Genomic DNA, 16,197 nt, shown 5'->3' on the forward strand with positions numbered 1-16,197 from the left:
AGCCAGGATCAAACTCTCCATAATAGAAAAGCTGAAATGCTCATTTGAAGCTAGCGAGATTTTGCAATCTCTTTTATAGTCGATTACTCGACTGTGCTTACTCACTCGTTGTTCAGTTTTCAAAGATCAATCACTCTTGTCCAACCCGCTCTCTCTCGAAAGCCGGAAGACCAATATACCACACTGAGTTTTTATTTGCAACTCTTAATTTCGAGTTGTTTTTCATTGTGTTTCTTATGTTTCTCGTGTTGTCCTCAGCGGCAACTTTTATAAGATACCACAGACCGCATATACTTTGCAAGTCCTAATTACAAAAAAATTAGAGGCACCAATTGGCGCCTCTAAACGAAAAAATTACTCGCCTTGGCGTTCTCGCATCAATGGGAATAATAAGACATCACGGATCGATGGCGCATTCGTCAATAGCATAACCAAACGGTCAATACCTATACCTAAGCCCCCCGTTGGCGGCATACCATACTCAAGTGCACGGATGAAATCTTCATCCATTTCATGCGCTTCATCGTTGCCCAGATCTTTTTCGCGCAACTGCGCCTCAAAACGTTCTCTTTGATCGATTGGATCATTAAGCTCTGTAAAAGCATTCGCATGCTCACGAGCCACGATAAAGAGCTCAAAGCGATCCGTAAAGCGCGGATCCTCGGGGTTCTTTTTGGCAAGCGGAGAAATCTCTAATGGATGCCCATAGATGAACGTAGGCTGAATCAAAGTTTCTTCAACAAACGTCTCGAAGAACTGGTTCACAATGTGACCAAATGTCATATGCGGCTCCACAGAAACCTTGTGCTCTTTGGCCAAACCATGCGCTTGCTCGTTAGTCATATGAACACTAAAGTCTACACCCGTGACTTCTTTGATCGCATCGACCATGGAGACACGTCTCCAACCTACAGCTAAATCTACCTCATGGTCACCATAAGGAATCGTCGTCTGGCCAAGCACCTCTTGCGCGATATGAGCAACAAGCTCTTCTGTCAGCTTCATGATATCCTTGTAGTCGGCATAAGCCTCGTACAATTCAATCATCGTGAACTCTGGATTATGACGCGTAGAAATCCCCTCATTGCGGTATACGCGACCGATTTCGTACACTTTCTCCAGTCCGCCAACAATAAGACGCTTCAAATGAAGCTCGATGGCAATACGCATATGAAGCTGCATATCCAACGCGTTGTGATGTGTGTTAAATGGACGTGCAGAAGCTCCACCCGCAATGGAATGCAATGTAGGTGTCTCCACTTCCAAATAGCCCAAAGAATCTAAATAACGGCGCATGGATTGAATGATTTTGGAACGAAGAATAAACGTCTTCTGTACATCTTGGTTCATAATCAGATCCACATAACGTTGACGATAGCGCAGTTCAACATCACTTAGGCCATGGAATTTATCCGGCAATGGAAGCAACGATTTCGTTAGTACCTCAAGCGATTTCACTTTAATAGAGGTTTCGCCTGTTTTCGTTTTGAAAACAATACCTTCTACCCCTACCATATCCCCTAGATCAAGAATATCAAAAGCTTTATAAATATTCGCTTCCAACGCATCTTCACGCACGTAGATTTGAATTTTCCCTGTGATGTCTTGCAGATGGGCGAAGCTAGCTTTACCCATACTTCTCTTCTGCATAATACGCCCTGCAATACGAACTTCAACGTTCGCTTCATCTAAATCTTCTTTGCTCATCTCTTGATAAGCCGAAAGAATATCCCCTGCTGCATGCGTTCTCACAAACTTGCCGCCGAATGGATCGACACCAAGACCGCGAAGCTCGTCCAATTTGTTGCGCCTAATAACGAGCAATTCATTTAATTCTAGTTCCTGACTCATGCTTTCATCTCCTACGAATTAGTTTAGGGCTGTGAACGGAAAAAAGCTTCCTGACGGAAGCTTTCCAAAAGGCTTGCGGCTGCACGCTACTTTTTAATATCAATAATTTGATACTGAATGACGCCAGCAGGTACTACAACATCAACGTTGGTGCCCTTTTGCTTGCCTAGAATAGCTCTACCCACAGGGCTTTCATTGGAAATCTTATTCTGCAACGGATCGGACTCAGCCGAACCTACAATGTTGTATTCTACCAAGTCACCATATTCCAAGTCTTTCAGCGTAACAATCGATCCAACACTAACCGTGTTAATATCGACATCATCGTTATTAATAATCCGCGCATTGCGCAGCATTTTTTCTAAAGTAATGATTCTTCCTTCAATAAAGGCTTGCTCATTCTTCGCATCTTCGTACTCGGAGTTCTCACTAATATCGCCATAACCGATGGCAACCTTAATTCTTTCCGCAACCTCACGGCGTTTCACGGATTTCAGATGCTCAAGCTCATCCTCTAATTTCCGTAGCCCTACTGGTGTAAGAATGACCTCTTTTTCAGCCATTGCCAACTGATCTCCCGTCATGTGAAAGATTTTCATATCGTTGAATCGATGCTTCCTGCTAGGAGTTAGGTCTTTATAGAGCTGATTCAAGTAGTATGAATTCACGTTTCATAATAAGTTGCTTACTCGTTAGTCTTTCAATATATGCAGGAACACATTAATATTGACTGATTATATTGCAACGGTTTCAAAATGTCAATGTCAACCATCCCTGCTTCTTTTTAATGCACCACAGCTGATTCTTCCGCAGTCTCTGAGACGGAACTTGTTGCAAGATGTTCAACATATGCGTCCAATGTACGAACCATTTCATCCCGCTTTTCTGTCTCCATTATGATATCTTTCACACGGGCTGCTCCTGTCATACCTTTAAGGTACCAAGCCATGTGTTTGCGCATTTCCTTCACGGCAACATGCTCACCCTTGAGGGCAATTAAACGATCCATATGCAAAATCGCGATGCGGATTTTCTCTTCTGCCGACGGTTCTGGCGGTAACTCACCATTGGCCAGGTATTGCACTGTACGGTACAACATCCATGGGTTACCTAGCGCACCACGTCCAATCATTACACCGTCTACACCCGTTTGATCCAGCATGCGTTTGGCATCCTCTGGTGTGACGACATCACCGTTACCGATAACCGGAATCGAAAGAGCTTGCTTCACCTCTCGGATGATATCCCAATCAGCTTTGCCCGTATACAGCTGCTCACGCGTACGCCCATGAACACTAACGGCGCTGCCGCCGCCTCTTTCGACAGCTTTCGCATTTTCGACAGCATATATATGTTCCGAATCCCAACCAATACGCATCTTCACTGTAACAGGTTTACTTACCGCAGCAACAACTGTTGCGATCATGGCTTCGATCTTATCTGGTTGGAGCAACCATCTAGCGCCCGCATCACATTTCGTGATTTTGGGAACAGGGCACCCCATGTTGATATCAATAATATCGGCATTCGTATGTTGATCAACAATTCTAGCCGCTTGAACCAAAGTCTCCGTGTCGCCCCCAAAAATCTGAAGACTCAATGGCTTTTCACGATCATCTACATATAACATCTCCAGCGAGCGTGCATTACCGTGTACGATCGCTTTATCACTAACCATCTCCGCACAGACTAAGCCTGTACCAAACTCTTTGGCGATTAATCGAAACGCTGGATTACAAACGCCCGCCATTGGGGCTAATACAACTTTATTGGGAGCTTCGACATTTCCTATTTTCAGCACCGAAGATTCCACTCCTCTCATTTCACAACTACTGCGACTAATTCCTCGGGTTCTATGTTAAGAACTTGCGAGATATTATGAATCATTTTATTGTCTGGCTTGCGAGTTCCACGTTCAATCGCCCCTAAAATGGCAATCGATACGCCTAATAAATCAGCCAATTCACTCTGCGTATAGCCTTTTAACTTACGAAAAGCGCGAATGCGCTGTGCTATTGAGCTTTTTTCCATAGGATGACGCCTTCCTTTCCTTCCAGTTTCTCCAAGTGTGCAGAGATAGATTCAAATAGAGCGTCCTGCCGCGCGTAGAGAACCTCAGAGAGGGGCACTAATACAAAAGCCCGCTCATGCATCCGCGGATGCGGAATGATCAAGTCGGGGGTCGTAAGCTGATGGTCACCATACAGGAGCAAATCCAAGTCAATTGTTCGGGGTCCCCAACGTAAGTCACGTGTCCGACCCAAACGGTTCTCAATGGCTAGTAAGGTAACCAATAACGCTTCAGGCGATAAGTCCGTATGAATTTGAATAACCATATTTAGAAAAGCAGATTGATCCACATAGCCCACAGGCTCGGTTTCATAGATGCTGGACTGCCCCGTCACCGTTATCCCCGATTCCTCATTCAGCGCTGCGATAGCACCCTGCAAATAATGTTCACGCTTATCAATATTGGAGCCTAATGCGACGTAAGCAATCGTCCGTTCTCGATCTTCGGCTGTCATTCCAATGCCCGCTTTCGGTTAATCTCTATGGTAACACCGTCAAAAATAACGGCGAAGGGCGGATGCGGCTTAATCACGCGAACCGTCACTTCATTGATACTAGTATAAGTATGCAGGAGCTCGGATGCAATATTTTCTGCTAATGCCTCGATTAATTTGTACGTACGCCCTTCCACAATCTCTTTGATTAGGAAAAAAGCTTCGCCATAATGAACCGTTTCCGTCAGGTCATCAGTCTTTCCAGCTTTATCTAGAGGGAGTATCAGCTCTACATCGACGTAGAATCGTTGGCCCAACGTATTCTCTTCAGGGAACACCCCGTGATTGCCGAAAAATTGCATGCGGGTAAGGATGATTTTGTCCATAAGGGAGGCCTCCAGGGTTGAAATAACGATATATAACTTAAAGTTTGCTGCGCAACATGGCATCCGTCATAACAGCTAACCGTTTGATGGCTTGAATATCGTGAACTCTAACGATTCCACACCCTTGCGCAATCCCCAGTACAACTGTTGCTGCGGTTCCTTCGAGGCGCTCCTCGGGAGGTAGCCCAAGGGTGAGTCCGATGACGCTTTTGCGCGAGGTGCCTAAAAGAACTGGATATCCAAGGTCTACGATCGGGCGTAGGTTGTTCATTAGATAGAGATTTTGCTCGTAGGATTTCGCAAATCCTATGCCGGGATCAAGAATGATGTGCTCTGGCTTAATACCGGCTTGAAGAGCTTGATCGGTATAGCTACATAGATCCCCGATCACTTCTGGAAGAAATTCGACATATTCTGAGCTTATCCGATTATGGGTGATGATAAATGGACAATCATATTGCGCCACCACATCTGCCATGTCGGCATCCGCTTGACCGCCCCATACATCATTGATGATGTGGGCTCCCGCTTCTAAAGCTTGTCTAGCTACTTCTGCTTTGTAGGTGTCAATTGAAATAGGGATGTTAATTTCACGGCGAATCGCTTCAACAACAGGGATTACACGCTGCAGTTCCTCGTCAGGTGTAACAATCGCTGCACCCGGCCGTGTAGATTCTCCGCCAATATCGATGATGTCTGCGCCTTCCGCAACCATTTGATGGGCTTTGCGAACCGCATCTTCAACTTGCCGGTAGCTGCCGCCATCTGAAAAAGAATCTGGTGTTACGTTTAATATGCCCATAATGATCGTTCGATCACCAATGGGCAATTCGTGTCCTCTACAGGATAACACATTCATTTAAGGATTCACTTCCTGTTCGTTACTGTGAGATTGCGTAGCGTTGGATGAGTTGACGAGTTATAGGACCCGGAGATCCAGTGTCTACCGTGTAGACTTGTCCACTTGGCGTGTACAATGTGGTGACAGGAACGATTTCTTGGATCGAATTTACAAGAAACACTTCTTCTGCGTCTACGAGATCTTCCCAGCGGTACAAACCGTCCTGTGTAGGAAGTTGAAGCTGCTGTGCAAGATCTATCACATGCGCTCTTGTGATGCCCGGCAAGATGCCCGTATCAAGCGACGGGGTGTAGAGGGTGTTATTTTTGGCGAAAAAGAGATTGCTGACGATCCCTTCTGCCACATAGCCATCTTCCGAAAGCATCAGCCCTTCCGCCCCAGTAGCCCATGCGTATTGCCCAAGCTCTCTTCGAGCCAAAATATTGTTCATATAATGAAAGGACTTAAACCGATACATCCCTTCCGGTGTATTGCGAGGCAGCTTGAGTAGTTGCAGCGCTTTACCATGAAGGTAGGTTCTTTCATCCCTTGGAGGTAAAGGCTTGATGTAGATGATTTCTGATGGCTTCGTATAGTCACCGATAGGAAGACCTAATGCCTCGACGCCAGCAGAGACAGTATAGCGGATATACGCTTCTTCGAGATGATTAGCTTGGAGCAATTCTTCGATGAGGCGTGTCAGGTTCTCTAGGTTAGGCTCGTAAACGATGCCAAGCTCCTGACACCCGTCCGTTAAACGACGAATATGTTCAATAAGCAGGAACGGTTTGCGGTTGTAGGTTCGAAACGTCTCGAACAAGCCGATCCCGTAAAGAAAACCGTGATCATATACGGAGACCACGGCTTGTGTTTCTTCGGTTAAGATACCATTGATGGAAATAATCATGCGTTAGACACCTGTTTTCGCTGTGCGACGAAGGAAGTTGCGCAGCATCTGATGCCCATGCTGGGTGATGATCGATTCTGGGTGGAACTGCACCCCTTCGATCGGATACTCTTTATGACGCAAAGCCATGATTTCGCCTTCAGCGGTTTGTGCGCTGATTTCTAGGCAATCTGGCAAGGTTTCTGTTTTGACAATTAAGGAATGATAGCGTGTTGCAATGAAAGGTGACGGAAGCCCTTCGAATAAGGTTTTCCCGTCGTGGAAAATCTCCGAGGTTTTACCATGCATCAAGCGCTCTGCGCGAATCACATCGCCACCAAAAGCTTGGCCAATAGATTGATGTCCTAGGCAAACGCCGAAAATCGGTATGATCCCTTTAAAATGGTCAATCAGTGATAAGCTAATTCCCGCTTCATTCGGCGTGCAAGGCCCTGGAGATATTAAGATGTGATCCGGCGCTAACGCCTCGACACCTGCCAAATCGATTTCGTCATTACGACGAACGATGACTTCCTCCCCGATCTCTCCCAAATACTGAACAAGGTTGTACGTAAACGAATCATAATTATCAATCACTAAAATCATTCTAAGCTCCCCTTTCGTCTCAGCCACTCAGGCCCTAAGCTCGGCTCATGCTCCGCTCACTATATTCGATTGCTTTCCACATCGCTTTGGCTTTGTTCAAGGATTCGATATATTCGCGCTCTGGTATGGAATCTATGACGATCCCCGCTCCTGCTTGAATATGCCCCATCCCGTCAACCGCTACTAACGTACGTATAATAATATTAAATTCCATATTGCCGTTATAGTCAATCCATCCCATTGAACCCGTGTAAGGACCACGACGTACTGGCTCTAGTTCTTCAATGATTTCCATGCAGCGAATCTTCGGTGCGCCTGTAATCGTACCACCTGGGAAGGTTGCCGCTATGACGTCGTAGGCGTCCTTACCCTCGGCCAATTCGCTGACAACTTCGGAGACGATATGCATCACATGGGAATAGTATTCGATGACCATGAAGTCTTTCACATGGACGGAACCATATCGCGAGATACGGCCCATGTCGTTGCGCTCCAGGTCCACCAGCATGACGTGCTCGGCGCGCTCTTTGTCGTTGTGGATGAGCTCGCCAGCCAGGCGCAGATCATCCTGCGCGTCCTTGCCGCGCGGGCGCGTGCCAGCGATCGGACGCGTCCGCAGGACGCCGTCCTCGAGCTGCACGAGCAGCTCCGGCGAGCCGGAGACAAGGGCGAAGCCTGCGAAGCGCAGCAAGCCCATGTAGGGAGAAGGATTTACGATGCGCAGCGCCTCGTAAATCTCCTCCGGCGTCGTGCGCAGCTGCCGGCTCTGTCTGACCGACAAGTTGACTTGGAACACGTCACCTTGGGAGATGTAGGCTTGGATGCGCTCCACCGCAGCCATGAACTCAGCTTTGTCGAAGGCAGGCTGGATGCCTGCGATGCTTTCGACGTCGATGTGCAACTGCTCGTGCGCCATGACTGGTTGGTCGGCACCGCTCAGCGGTGTACCGGACCAGTTGCCGGCGCGGATTGCGTGCCAGCGAACGAGCATGGCTTCGGCGCGAGCGTGCACCTGCGCGTAGAGCTCGCTGAGGTCTGCAGTTGGGGAGCAGGGCATGTGCACAGCGATGTACAGGCTCTTCTCCGTGTGATCTAGCGTCCACACCTGGTCATACATAGCAAAGCTATAATCAGGGATTGGCAGATCATCCTGCGCTTGCTCTGGCAGCTTCTCAATGGTGCGAATCACATCATAGCTCCAATAGCCTACACAGCCGCCGACAAATTTGGGGGCGCCTTGGACTTTCGGACTACGGTAAGCGGACATCCACTTCTTAACGATGTCGAGCGGCTTCCCCTGCAGGTGTGTGATCGTCGAGGTCGAATGACCTTTGATTTCTGCTTTCAAACCTGTACCCCGCACAGTCGAAAAGGGATGCAGCCCAAAGTGCGTATAGCGTCCACCTTTCCCACTTTCAAGTACGAAGGAATCCGGTGAAGCTTCTTTCCATGCGTCTTCCCACGAGGCAATCCGATCATCGGCTAAGCCTAATTTGATTACATACGGCAGCATGTTGTAGCTAGAAGACCACTCCTGCCATTGTTCCACTGTAGTTAAGATCATACTTGTGCTCCTTAAAATCCGTTAATTCGTTGTCCATTAGTATACTCCAACCCTATACAGAAAAAAAGCCCCAGCTGTAATAGCTGAAGGCTTGATCTTTTTGACAATGCGATTTGATCTTATTGCTCTTCGAATTGGTACAAAGGCGTAGAAAGATAACGCTCACCGTTACTCGGAATTACAGCAACAACACGTTTGCCAGCGCCTAGCTCCTTAGCAACTTTCAATGCAGCGAAAATCGCGGCACCGGAGGAAATCCCGCCAAGAATACCTTCTTCTTTGGCAACACGGCGTGAAGTTTCGAACGCATCTTCGTTCTCAACGGCAATAATTTCATCGTATACATTCGTGTTCAAAATATCCGGAACAAAGCCTGCGCCGATACCTTGAATTTTATGAGGACCTGGTTTACCACCAGAAAGAACTGGGGAAGCCGCAGGTTCAATTGCGTATATTTTGATGTTCGGGAAGTTTTCTTTCAAAACGCCACCTGCACCTGTGATTGTACCACCTGTACCAATACCGGAAATGAAAGCATCCAGTTTCCCATCATGTGCGTTGATCGCTTCCACGATTTCAGGTCCTGTCGTTTCACGGTGAACCTTCACATTCGCTTGGTTCTTAAATTGTTGTGGAATGAAGTAGGAAGGGTTCTCTGCTTGAAGTTCTTCCGCACGTTTAATTGCGCCCTTCATGCCTTCTGCTCCTGGAGTTAGAACGAGCTGTGCACCGTAAGCGCGAAGCAGGTTACGTCTCTCCAATGACATTGTTTCTGGCATAACTAGGATAGCTTTGTATCCTTTAGCTGCTGCCACCAAGGCAATCCCGATTCCTGTGTTACCACTCGTCGGTTCTACAATTGTGTCACCTGGCTTCAATTTGCCTTCTTGCTCGGCAACTTCGATCATGGAGATGGCAATACGGTCTTTCACGCTAGCACCTGGATTTTGGTACTCTAGTTTCACATAAACCTCTGCACTGCCTTCTGGTACAACACGGTTCAAACGAACTAGTGGTGTATCTCCAATCAAATCCGTAATGCTCTGTACTAATCTTGCCATAAAATTTCCCCTCCAGATTAAGTTTAATGATTTCCGAGTTAATTAGTCGGTATTAATTATACTAATCTTAACAATGCACTTACAGGTTGTCAACCAATTTCTCACAATCCCTTATCGGAGTGTTGGATCCAACACACTCACCTTCCATTTACCCCGTAGTTGCGCGACAAACTCTTTCAATGGAGGTGCTTGTTGCAACGCGAGCTCCCTACGTACATTCTCCCGAATGAACACCAGATCCGGATTCTTTTTGTCCCGTCTACTCTTGAGTAATACGACGGCAAATCCTTGTAAAACAGGGATGGGCTTGCTAACTTCGCCAACCTTCAGCAATTTCGCTGCCTCTAAGATCGGAGCTTCCACAAAAGGATCATCCCCTTCAATCCATCCCAAATCACCACCAGTGTTATTGGTGGCATCATCAATGGATCGATCTCTGGCAAGAATCCCAAAACTCTCCCCTTTGGCTAGTTCCGCAATGACTTTCGTTGCTTGTTCCTTCGTGGATACAATGATCTGCTGAATGTTGTATTCTGTCTCTTGTTCAAACTCATCTGCATGGGACTTTATGTATGTATCAACCTGAGTATCAGAGATGTGAATGGATGCCGTTGCTAGCTTCTCAAGTAGCAACTTATTCGATACATCCTCTTGGATCTCCTGCTCAGACATCCCCAATTGACTTTGCATGGAGTCATAAAATTGCTGTTCACTTTCGTACCCTTGCTGCATCCTTTTCAGCTCACGATTGATTTCCGCACTCTCTACCTTAATCCCCGACTCATTTCCCTCTAGGCGAATTACTTCACGATCCAGCATTTGACTTAGCTGCTCTGGGCCATAATGGCGTGCGAGCGCCGATTCGAGCTCATCCATAGTAATTTCACGATTTCCAATTTTGGCGATAACTCGTGTATGCTTTTTCTCACCCTGCTGTTCTGGCTCCGGTGATTGTCTTGGTTCTGACTGGTTGATGGCATGACTGATCAGCAAGGATGCGAGCACGAGAATACATATCGCCATCGCGATGATGACTCCCCACAATCGCTTTACATTGCGCATCCTATTTCCCTCTTTTACTTCCATATTGCTGCTTGCACCTGTATTCATGAGCTAATTCAAGCAGATTACCATGCTTGCAGATCAATCATCCGTTGTAAATCTTCTCCTTCATACCGGTAAGCTTCATTACAGAAATGGCAAACAACTTCGGCAACTCCCTCTTCTTCCAGCATTTCTTGAAGTTCTTTTTTGCCTAGTGAAATCAAGGTAGACTCCACTTTCTCCCGACTGCATTTGCAGCGGAACATGACGTCCATCTCGTCAAGCTTACGGAAGGAGGGGAGTACGGTTTGTAAAATTTCTTCTAAATTCAATCCTCCGCCTAACATGTGCGTGAACGTCGGGATTTGGCCTAACATCGCTTCAATCTCATCAATTTCACTATTTGTTAAACCTGGAAGCAACTGAATCACGAATCCCCCTGAAGCAAGGATCGTATGGTCCGTATTCACCAAAACGCCAAGCGCGACAGCCGAAGGTGTTTGTTCCGATTTTGCAAAATAGTAGGTAAAATCTTCTGCCAATTCACCTGAAATTAAAGGAACACTTCCTTTATAAGGCTCTTTCATGCCTAGATCTTTCGTTATGTATAAAAAACCGTCTGTGCCCACGGCAGCAGCAACATCTAATTTACCGTTCTCTTTGAGCGGCGGATCTACCAAAGGATTATCTACGTATCCACGCACTTCACCCTTCGCATTCGCATCAACCACAATTTGCCCGATCGGGCCATCTCCTTTGACTTGCACAATGAGATGTTCCTCTCCCTTGAGCATTGCAGCTATAAGAAGCGCTGCCGCGGCTGTTCTTCCTAAGGCAGCTGTCGCTGTTGGTGTCGTTTGATGCCTTTGACTAAGCTCTTCCGTTAGGTGCGTCGTCTGAACAGCGAACGCGCGTACGCGCCCATCTAGCGCTGTTCCTCGAATTAAATAATCAGTCATGTCCATGTCCTTCCTTAAACAACCTAAACATTTTTCTCATAAATCATTTGTAAACCTTGTAAGGTCAGCAATGGGTTGACGACTTGAATCGTCCGTGACTCGCTGGAAATAAGCTCAGCCAATCCACCCGTCGCGATAACTGTAGGATTTACATTAAACTCTTGAATGACCCGTCCGACGATCCCATCCACTTGGCCAACATACCCATAAATAATTCCCGCTTGCATAGCCGCAACGGTATTTCGACCGACTACACTTTTCGGCTTAACCAGCTCAATGCGGGGCAACTTCGCGGCTTTCTGATACAACGCCTCGGTGGAGATCCCAATGCCTGGCGCAATGGCGCATCCCACTAGTTGCCCTGAGGAATCAATATAATCGTAAGTTGTAGCTGTGCCGAAATCGACGATAATACACGGAGCTCCATATAGCTCCAGCGCCGCCACCGCATTCACGATGCGATCTGCGCCAACTTCCTTCGGATTGTCTACACGGACATTCAATCCTGTTTTGATCCCTGGTCCTACGATAAACGGCGCCCTTTTCAAGTAGTGTAAGCAGAGGTTTTCCATCGCATTCATCAACGGGGGCACGACAGATGAAATAATGACTCCCTCTACTTGTGCAAAGGAAATACCCGAGTGTTGGAACAAACTGTGCAGCTGCATGCCATACTCATCTACGGTAGCTGACCGATTCGTGCTTACCCGCCAATGATGCAAGAGCGTACGTTCTTGGTAGAGGCCGAGCACAATGTTGGTATTCCCGACATCGATAACGAGAATCATAGTGCCGTCTCCTTCCGCTCATTCAGATCTAATGAAATATCGAGCGCTGCCACCGAGTACGTCAGTCGTCCAACAGAAATCACGTCTACACCCGTTTCTGCCATTGCTTTAATCGTTTGCGGGGTGACCGAACCTGATCCTTCTACTACAATATGCGGCGCTTTGCTTTTAATTATCGAAACCGCTTCTTTCATTTGAGCTGGAGCCATATTGTCCAACATGATGATATCCGCACCTGCTTGGAGCGCTTCATGAAGCTGCTCAAAATTCTCAACTTCCACCTCGATCTTCATCGTGTGCGGAATGTTCTGACGAGCTGCTTGAACCGCTTGGGTAATGCCACCAGAGCCTTTGATATGATTATCTTTGATCATAACCGCATCATAGAGACCGAAACGATGATTATAACCACCACCAACGCGCACTGCATATTTCTCAAGCAATCTGTGTCCAGGCGTTGTTTTGCGTGTGTCAACCAGTCTGGTAGGCAAGCCTTCTAAAGCAACCACAAATTCATGCGTCTTCGTGGCGATCCCCGACAATCGTTGCATCAAATTCAGACTTAATCGCTCGCCCAATAGGATACTCCGTGTATTGCCTTCCACTTCAGCTAGTATGGTCCCTTTATTAACAGACGATCCTTCGACCACTTTTGTTTCAAAACGAAGAGATGCATCGATCACTGCAAAAACCTCCTGTGCGATACGAAGCCCACAGACGATTCCATCTTCTTTGACGTGGATAATCCCTTTGGATACTTGTTCCAAAGGGATTGTTGTCAGAGTCGTGACATCGCCAGTGCCAATATCTTCTTCAAGCCAAAGGCGAATTTGCTTCCGAACGATTTCCATATTTATTTCTAACATACTAGATCCACTCCTCAATCCTATCTTCCCCGCGCTGGAAAACTATATGCTTCCTCCATACCAAGTCATCCCGATCCGGGAAATCTTCTCGATAGTGACCGCCGCGACTTTCCTCACGGGTTAATGCTGCTGTCGTTGTTAAAAGGGCTACGTTAAGCAAATTAGCAAACTCATACTCTTCGCGTTTGGTCATCAACGAATCAAATATCGACAATTGTCTCGCCAATTCCTCATAACCCTTCTGCAAGCCTTTGGCCGAACGTTTGAGACCTGCGTAACGGAGCATAACTTTCTGAAGCTTCAACTTTTTCTCTACAACGGCTTGATTCGGGATCTCCGTCCGAGGGGCTTCGGAAGCCGAACGGATCTGAATATCCCCTTGTAGGGCAGGTAGCTCTTGGATACGTTCAATAATTCGACGTCCGAAAACAATGGCTTCTGATAACGAGTTGCTCGCTAAACGGTTTGCACCATGTACACCTGTAGATGAAACTTCACCACATGCAAATAGGCGACGAACTTTGGTTTCTCCGTATAGATCCGTTTTTACGCCGCCCATCATATAATGCGCTGCTGGGGCAACTGGAATCCAATCCGTGCTCATATCAAGTCCATAATTCAAGCAATATTCATATATCGTTGGGAAGCGATGTTTAATTAATTCTTCGGATTCATGCGTAATGTCAATGTAGACAAAGGTTGACTTACAGTTTTCCATCTCGTCAACAATGGCACGTGCAACAACATCCCTTGGCGCTAACTCTAATTGTGGATGATAGCGCTCCATGAAGCGCTCTCCTTTGATGTTGCGCAAATAGGCGCCTTCTCCCCGCACCGCTTCGGAGATCAGAAACCGCGGTGCGCCTGGGTAGCATAGCGCTGTTGGGTGGAATTGAATGAATTCCACATCCTGAATTTGTGCGCCAGCGCGGTGGGCAATCGCAATCCCATCACCTGTAGCGATGTCCGGGTTCGTTGTGTAACGGAACAGCTGTCCCGCGCCACCGGAGCAAAGGATCGTGGCGTTGCCACGCACAAACACTCGCTGTCCGTTTGGTTTCTGTACGAGCGCGCCGTAACATTCGCCGTCTTGGGTAATCAGGTCAATCACAAAGTGGTCGTCCCAGATGTCAATATTCGGATCTTGCTTCGTACGCTCCGAAAGAGCTCTGACGATTTCCGCACCAGTCGCATCGCCATTGGAGTGCAAAATTCGACGCTGACTATGCGCTCCTTCCTTCGTCAAAGCAAATTCCCCGTTCTCTAGATCGAACTGGGTTCCCATTCGAATCAAATCTTGAACGCCTTCTGGCCCTTCATGCACAAGAACATCAACAGCTTCTGTTGAACAGAGTCCAGCGCCAGCAATCACAGTATCCTGACGATGATATTCCGGTGAATCTTCATCTGAGATTACGGCAGCAATCCCGCCTTGTGCATAGCGCGTGTTGCTATCCAGGAGAGATTTCTTCGTAATCATGAGCACTTTTTTAGTCTCGCTGGCACGAAGCGCCGCGAATAACCCTGCTATACCTGCACCAATAACAATTACATCCGTATGTATATGAGGGATAGAATCTAAATCAACATCTACGAGATATCTAGGAATCATGACGTTTCACCTGTTCTCCACCATTAATACCTCGAAAAGCAACGTCAGTTCGTCCACAATTCGCTTCGCTTATGGATCGATCTAGCCTTGCTTCACGAGGGCACCTATTCAAAACAAGAGAGTAGCGCATGCTACTTAACTTGTAACATGCGCTCCAAGGACAATCTTGCTTTATCAGCTACGTCTTCTGGTACATAAATCTCTGGTTGCATCGTCTCAAGACACTTCACGATTTTCTTCAAATTGTTCACTTTCATATTAGGGCAAACTAAGTATTTCGTTGCAAAATGAAATTTCTTATTAGGGCTATCTAGACGCAACTGATAACCGGTTCCATCTTCTGTCCCTACAATAAACTCTTGGCAGTCGGACTCTTTGCAGTATTTAATAATCGCCGTCGTGCTGCCTACGAAGTCCCCGAGCTTCACTACTTCTGGGCGACATTCAGGATGAACAACGAATTGCGCATTCGGATATTGCGCTCTCATTTCTTCTACATCTTTAACAGTCAGCATATCATGCGTATTGCAGTAGCCTTCCCAAATGATCACTTTTTTGCTTGTGAATTTTGATACATAGTCACCCAAATTTTTATCCGGTACCCAGATGATCTCATCTGAATCGACGGAATTGATGACATTGATCGCATTCGCAGAGGTACAACAAATATCGGTTTCGGACTTTACATCAGCCGAAGTATTAATATAAGCAACGACTTTGGCATTCGGATGTTGGCGTTTAAGGGCACGTAGACCTTCAACATTCACCATATCTGCCATTGGGCAACCAGCCCGTTCGTCTGGAATAATTACAGTTTTGTTAGGTGCAAGAATCTTCGCGCTTTCCCCCATGAAATGAACACCACAGAATACGATGACATCCGCATCGGTTTGTGCCGCCTTCTGAGCAAGCAAAAAGGAATCTCCTCGAAAATCCGCTACCTCTTGAACTTCGTCACGCTGATAATAATGAGCAAGAATAATGGCATTCCGTTCTTTCTTCAATTGCAGCAGTCGTTCTTTGAGCTCGCGGTTTTGTTCCGCTTTGCGCTCTAATGCTAAGGCTTCCATGGTGCTTCCTCCCCTATCTGGGACGTAAGAATCGTCTCAATCGTCTATCTAAAAGTAGTATGATCTAAAAGCAATAAAATTAGAGATTTACAACTAATTTACACATTCTCACATCGCCTGTCAATGCGCAAATACATTGAAAAAACTCGGAATTCCGCG

Annotated in this window: 17 protein-coding genes; all 17 read right to left on the reverse strand. The window is 46.8% G+C overall.

Annotated elements, in window-relative coordinates; translation table 11 throughout:
* Nucleotides 1–354: 354 nt before the first annotated feature.
* Nucleotides 355–1,851: a lysine--tRNA ligase gene (gene lysS, locus ACSQ8O_RS00005; RefSeq protein WP_436240008.1), complete on the reverse strand. Its 1,497-nt coding sequence runs from the start codon at nt 1,849–1,851 to the stop codon at nt 355–357.
* Nucleotides 1,852–1,937: 86 nt separating this feature from the next.
* Entirely contained in the window at nt 1,938–2,414 is a 477-nt protein-coding gene (greA, locus tag ACSQ8O_RS00010; RefSeq protein WP_056617876.1) for a transcription elongation factor GreA, read from the reverse strand.
* A gap of 221 nt (nt 2,415–2,635) precedes the next feature.
* Nucleotides 2,636–3,652: a tRNA dihydrouridine synthase DusB gene (gene dusB, locus ACSQ8O_RS00015; RefSeq protein WP_436240009.1), complete on the reverse strand. Its 1,017-nt coding sequence runs from the start codon at nt 3,650–3,652 to the stop codon at nt 2,636–2,638.
* Nucleotides 3,653–3,669: 17 nt separating this feature from the next.
* A complete protein-coding gene (locus ACSQ8O_RS00020) occupies nt 3,670–3,882 on the reverse strand; it encodes a helix-turn-helix domain-containing protein (RefSeq protein WP_056617884.1) in 213 nt (70 codons plus the stop codon).
* Nucleotides 3,864–4,376 (reverse strand): 2-amino-4-hydroxy-6-hydroxymethyldihydropteridine diphosphokinase, encoded by a 513-nt coding sequence (gene folK, locus ACSQ8O_RS00025; protein ID WP_171629497.1) that lies wholly within the window; start codon nt 4,374–4,376, stop codon nt 3,864–3,866. Before folK ends, ACSQ8O_RS00020 begins: the two co-directional genes overlap by 19 nt.
* Nucleotides 4,373–4,741 (reverse strand): dihydroneopterin aldolase, encoded by a 369-nt coding sequence (gene folB, locus ACSQ8O_RS00030; RefSeq protein ID WP_436240010.1) that lies wholly within the window; start codon nt 4,739–4,741, stop codon nt 4,373–4,375. Before folB ends, folK begins: the two co-directional genes overlap by 4 nt.
* 37 nt (nt 4,742–4,778) lie before the next feature.
* On the reverse strand, nt 4,779–5,600 hold the full coding sequence (folP, locus tag ACSQ8O_RS00035) for a dihydropteroate synthase (protein ID WP_436240011.1): 822 nt from the start codon (nt 5,598–5,600) through the stop codon (nt 4,779–4,781).
* A 22-nt stretch (nt 5,601–5,622) separates the two neighbouring features.
* Nucleotides 5,623–6,489 carry an aminodeoxychorismate lyase gene (gene pabC, locus ACSQ8O_RS00040; protein WP_436240012.1) on the reverse strand — a complete coding sequence of 289 codons (867 nt, stop codon included), beginning with the start codon at nt 6,487–6,489 and terminating at the stop codon, nt 5,623–5,625.
* 3 nt (nt 6,490–6,492) lie between these two features.
* The gene (gene pabA, locus ACSQ8O_RS00045; protein ID WP_236292806.1) at nt 6,493–7,074 is read right to left on the reverse strand and encodes an aminodeoxychorismate/anthranilate synthase component II; all 582 of its coding nucleotides are present in this window, start codon (nt 7,072–7,074) and stop codon (nt 6,493–6,495) included.
* Nucleotides 7,075–7,108: 34 nt separating this feature from the next.
* Nucleotides 7,109–8,638: an anthranilate synthase component I family protein gene (locus ACSQ8O_RS00050; protein ID WP_436240013.1), complete on the reverse strand. Its 1,530-nt coding sequence runs from the start codon at nt 8,636–8,638 to the stop codon at nt 7,109–7,111.
* 119 nt (nt 8,639–8,757) lie between these two features.
* Complete coding sequence (cysK, locus tag ACSQ8O_RS00055; RefSeq protein WP_173120980.1) at nt 8,758–9,699, reverse strand: cysteine synthase A; 942 nt, start codon at nt 9,697–9,699, stop codon at nt 8,758–8,760.
* Nucleotides 9,700–9,810: 111 nt separating this feature from the next.
* Nucleotides 9,811–10,761, reverse strand: coding sequence for a peptidylprolyl isomerase (locus ACSQ8O_RS00060; RefSeq protein ID WP_436240014.1), 951 nt, complete (start codon nt 10,759–10,761; stop codon nt 9,811–9,813).
* Nucleotides 10,762–10,826: 65 nt separating this feature from the next.
* Complete coding sequence (gene hslO, locus ACSQ8O_RS00065; protein ID WP_056617909.1) at nt 10,827–11,702, reverse strand: Hsp33 family molecular chaperone HslO; 876 nt, start codon at nt 11,700–11,702, stop codon at nt 10,827–10,829.
* Nucleotides 11,703–11,725: 23 nt separating this feature from the next.
* The gene (locus ACSQ8O_RS00070) at nt 11,726–12,490 is read right to left on the reverse strand and encodes a type III pantothenate kinase (RefSeq protein WP_056617913.1); all 765 of its coding nucleotides are present in this window, start codon (nt 12,488–12,490) and stop codon (nt 11,726–11,728) included.
* Nucleotides 12,487–13,356, reverse strand: a complete 870-nt coding sequence (nadC, locus tag ACSQ8O_RS00075) for a carboxylating nicotinate-nucleotide diphosphorylase (protein WP_436240015.1) — start codon at nt 13,354–13,356, stop codon at nt 12,487–12,489. The genes ACSQ8O_RS00070 and nadC overlap by 4 nt, the downstream gene beginning before the upstream one ends.
* Before the next feature lies 1 nt (nt 13,357).
* Nucleotides 13,358–14,968, reverse strand: coding sequence for an L-aspartate oxidase (gene nadB / locus ACSQ8O_RS00080; protein ID WP_436240016.1), 1,611 nt, complete (start codon nt 14,966–14,968; stop codon nt 13,358–13,360).
* Nucleotides 14,969–15,099: 131 nt separating this feature from the next.
* Nucleotides 15,100–16,038, reverse strand: coding sequence for a quinolinate synthase NadA (nadA, locus tag ACSQ8O_RS00085; protein ID WP_056617922.1), 939 nt, complete (start codon nt 16,036–16,038; stop codon nt 15,100–15,102).
* Between the last annotated feature and the right edge of the window lie 159 nt (nt 16,039–16,197).

Origin of the sequence: Paenibacillus sp. LjRoot56 (assembly GCF_964253335.1) — a bacterium.
Lineage (GTDB): Bacteria > Bacillota > Bacilli > Paenibacillales > NBRC-103111 > Paenibacillus_E > Paenibacillus_E allorhizoplanae.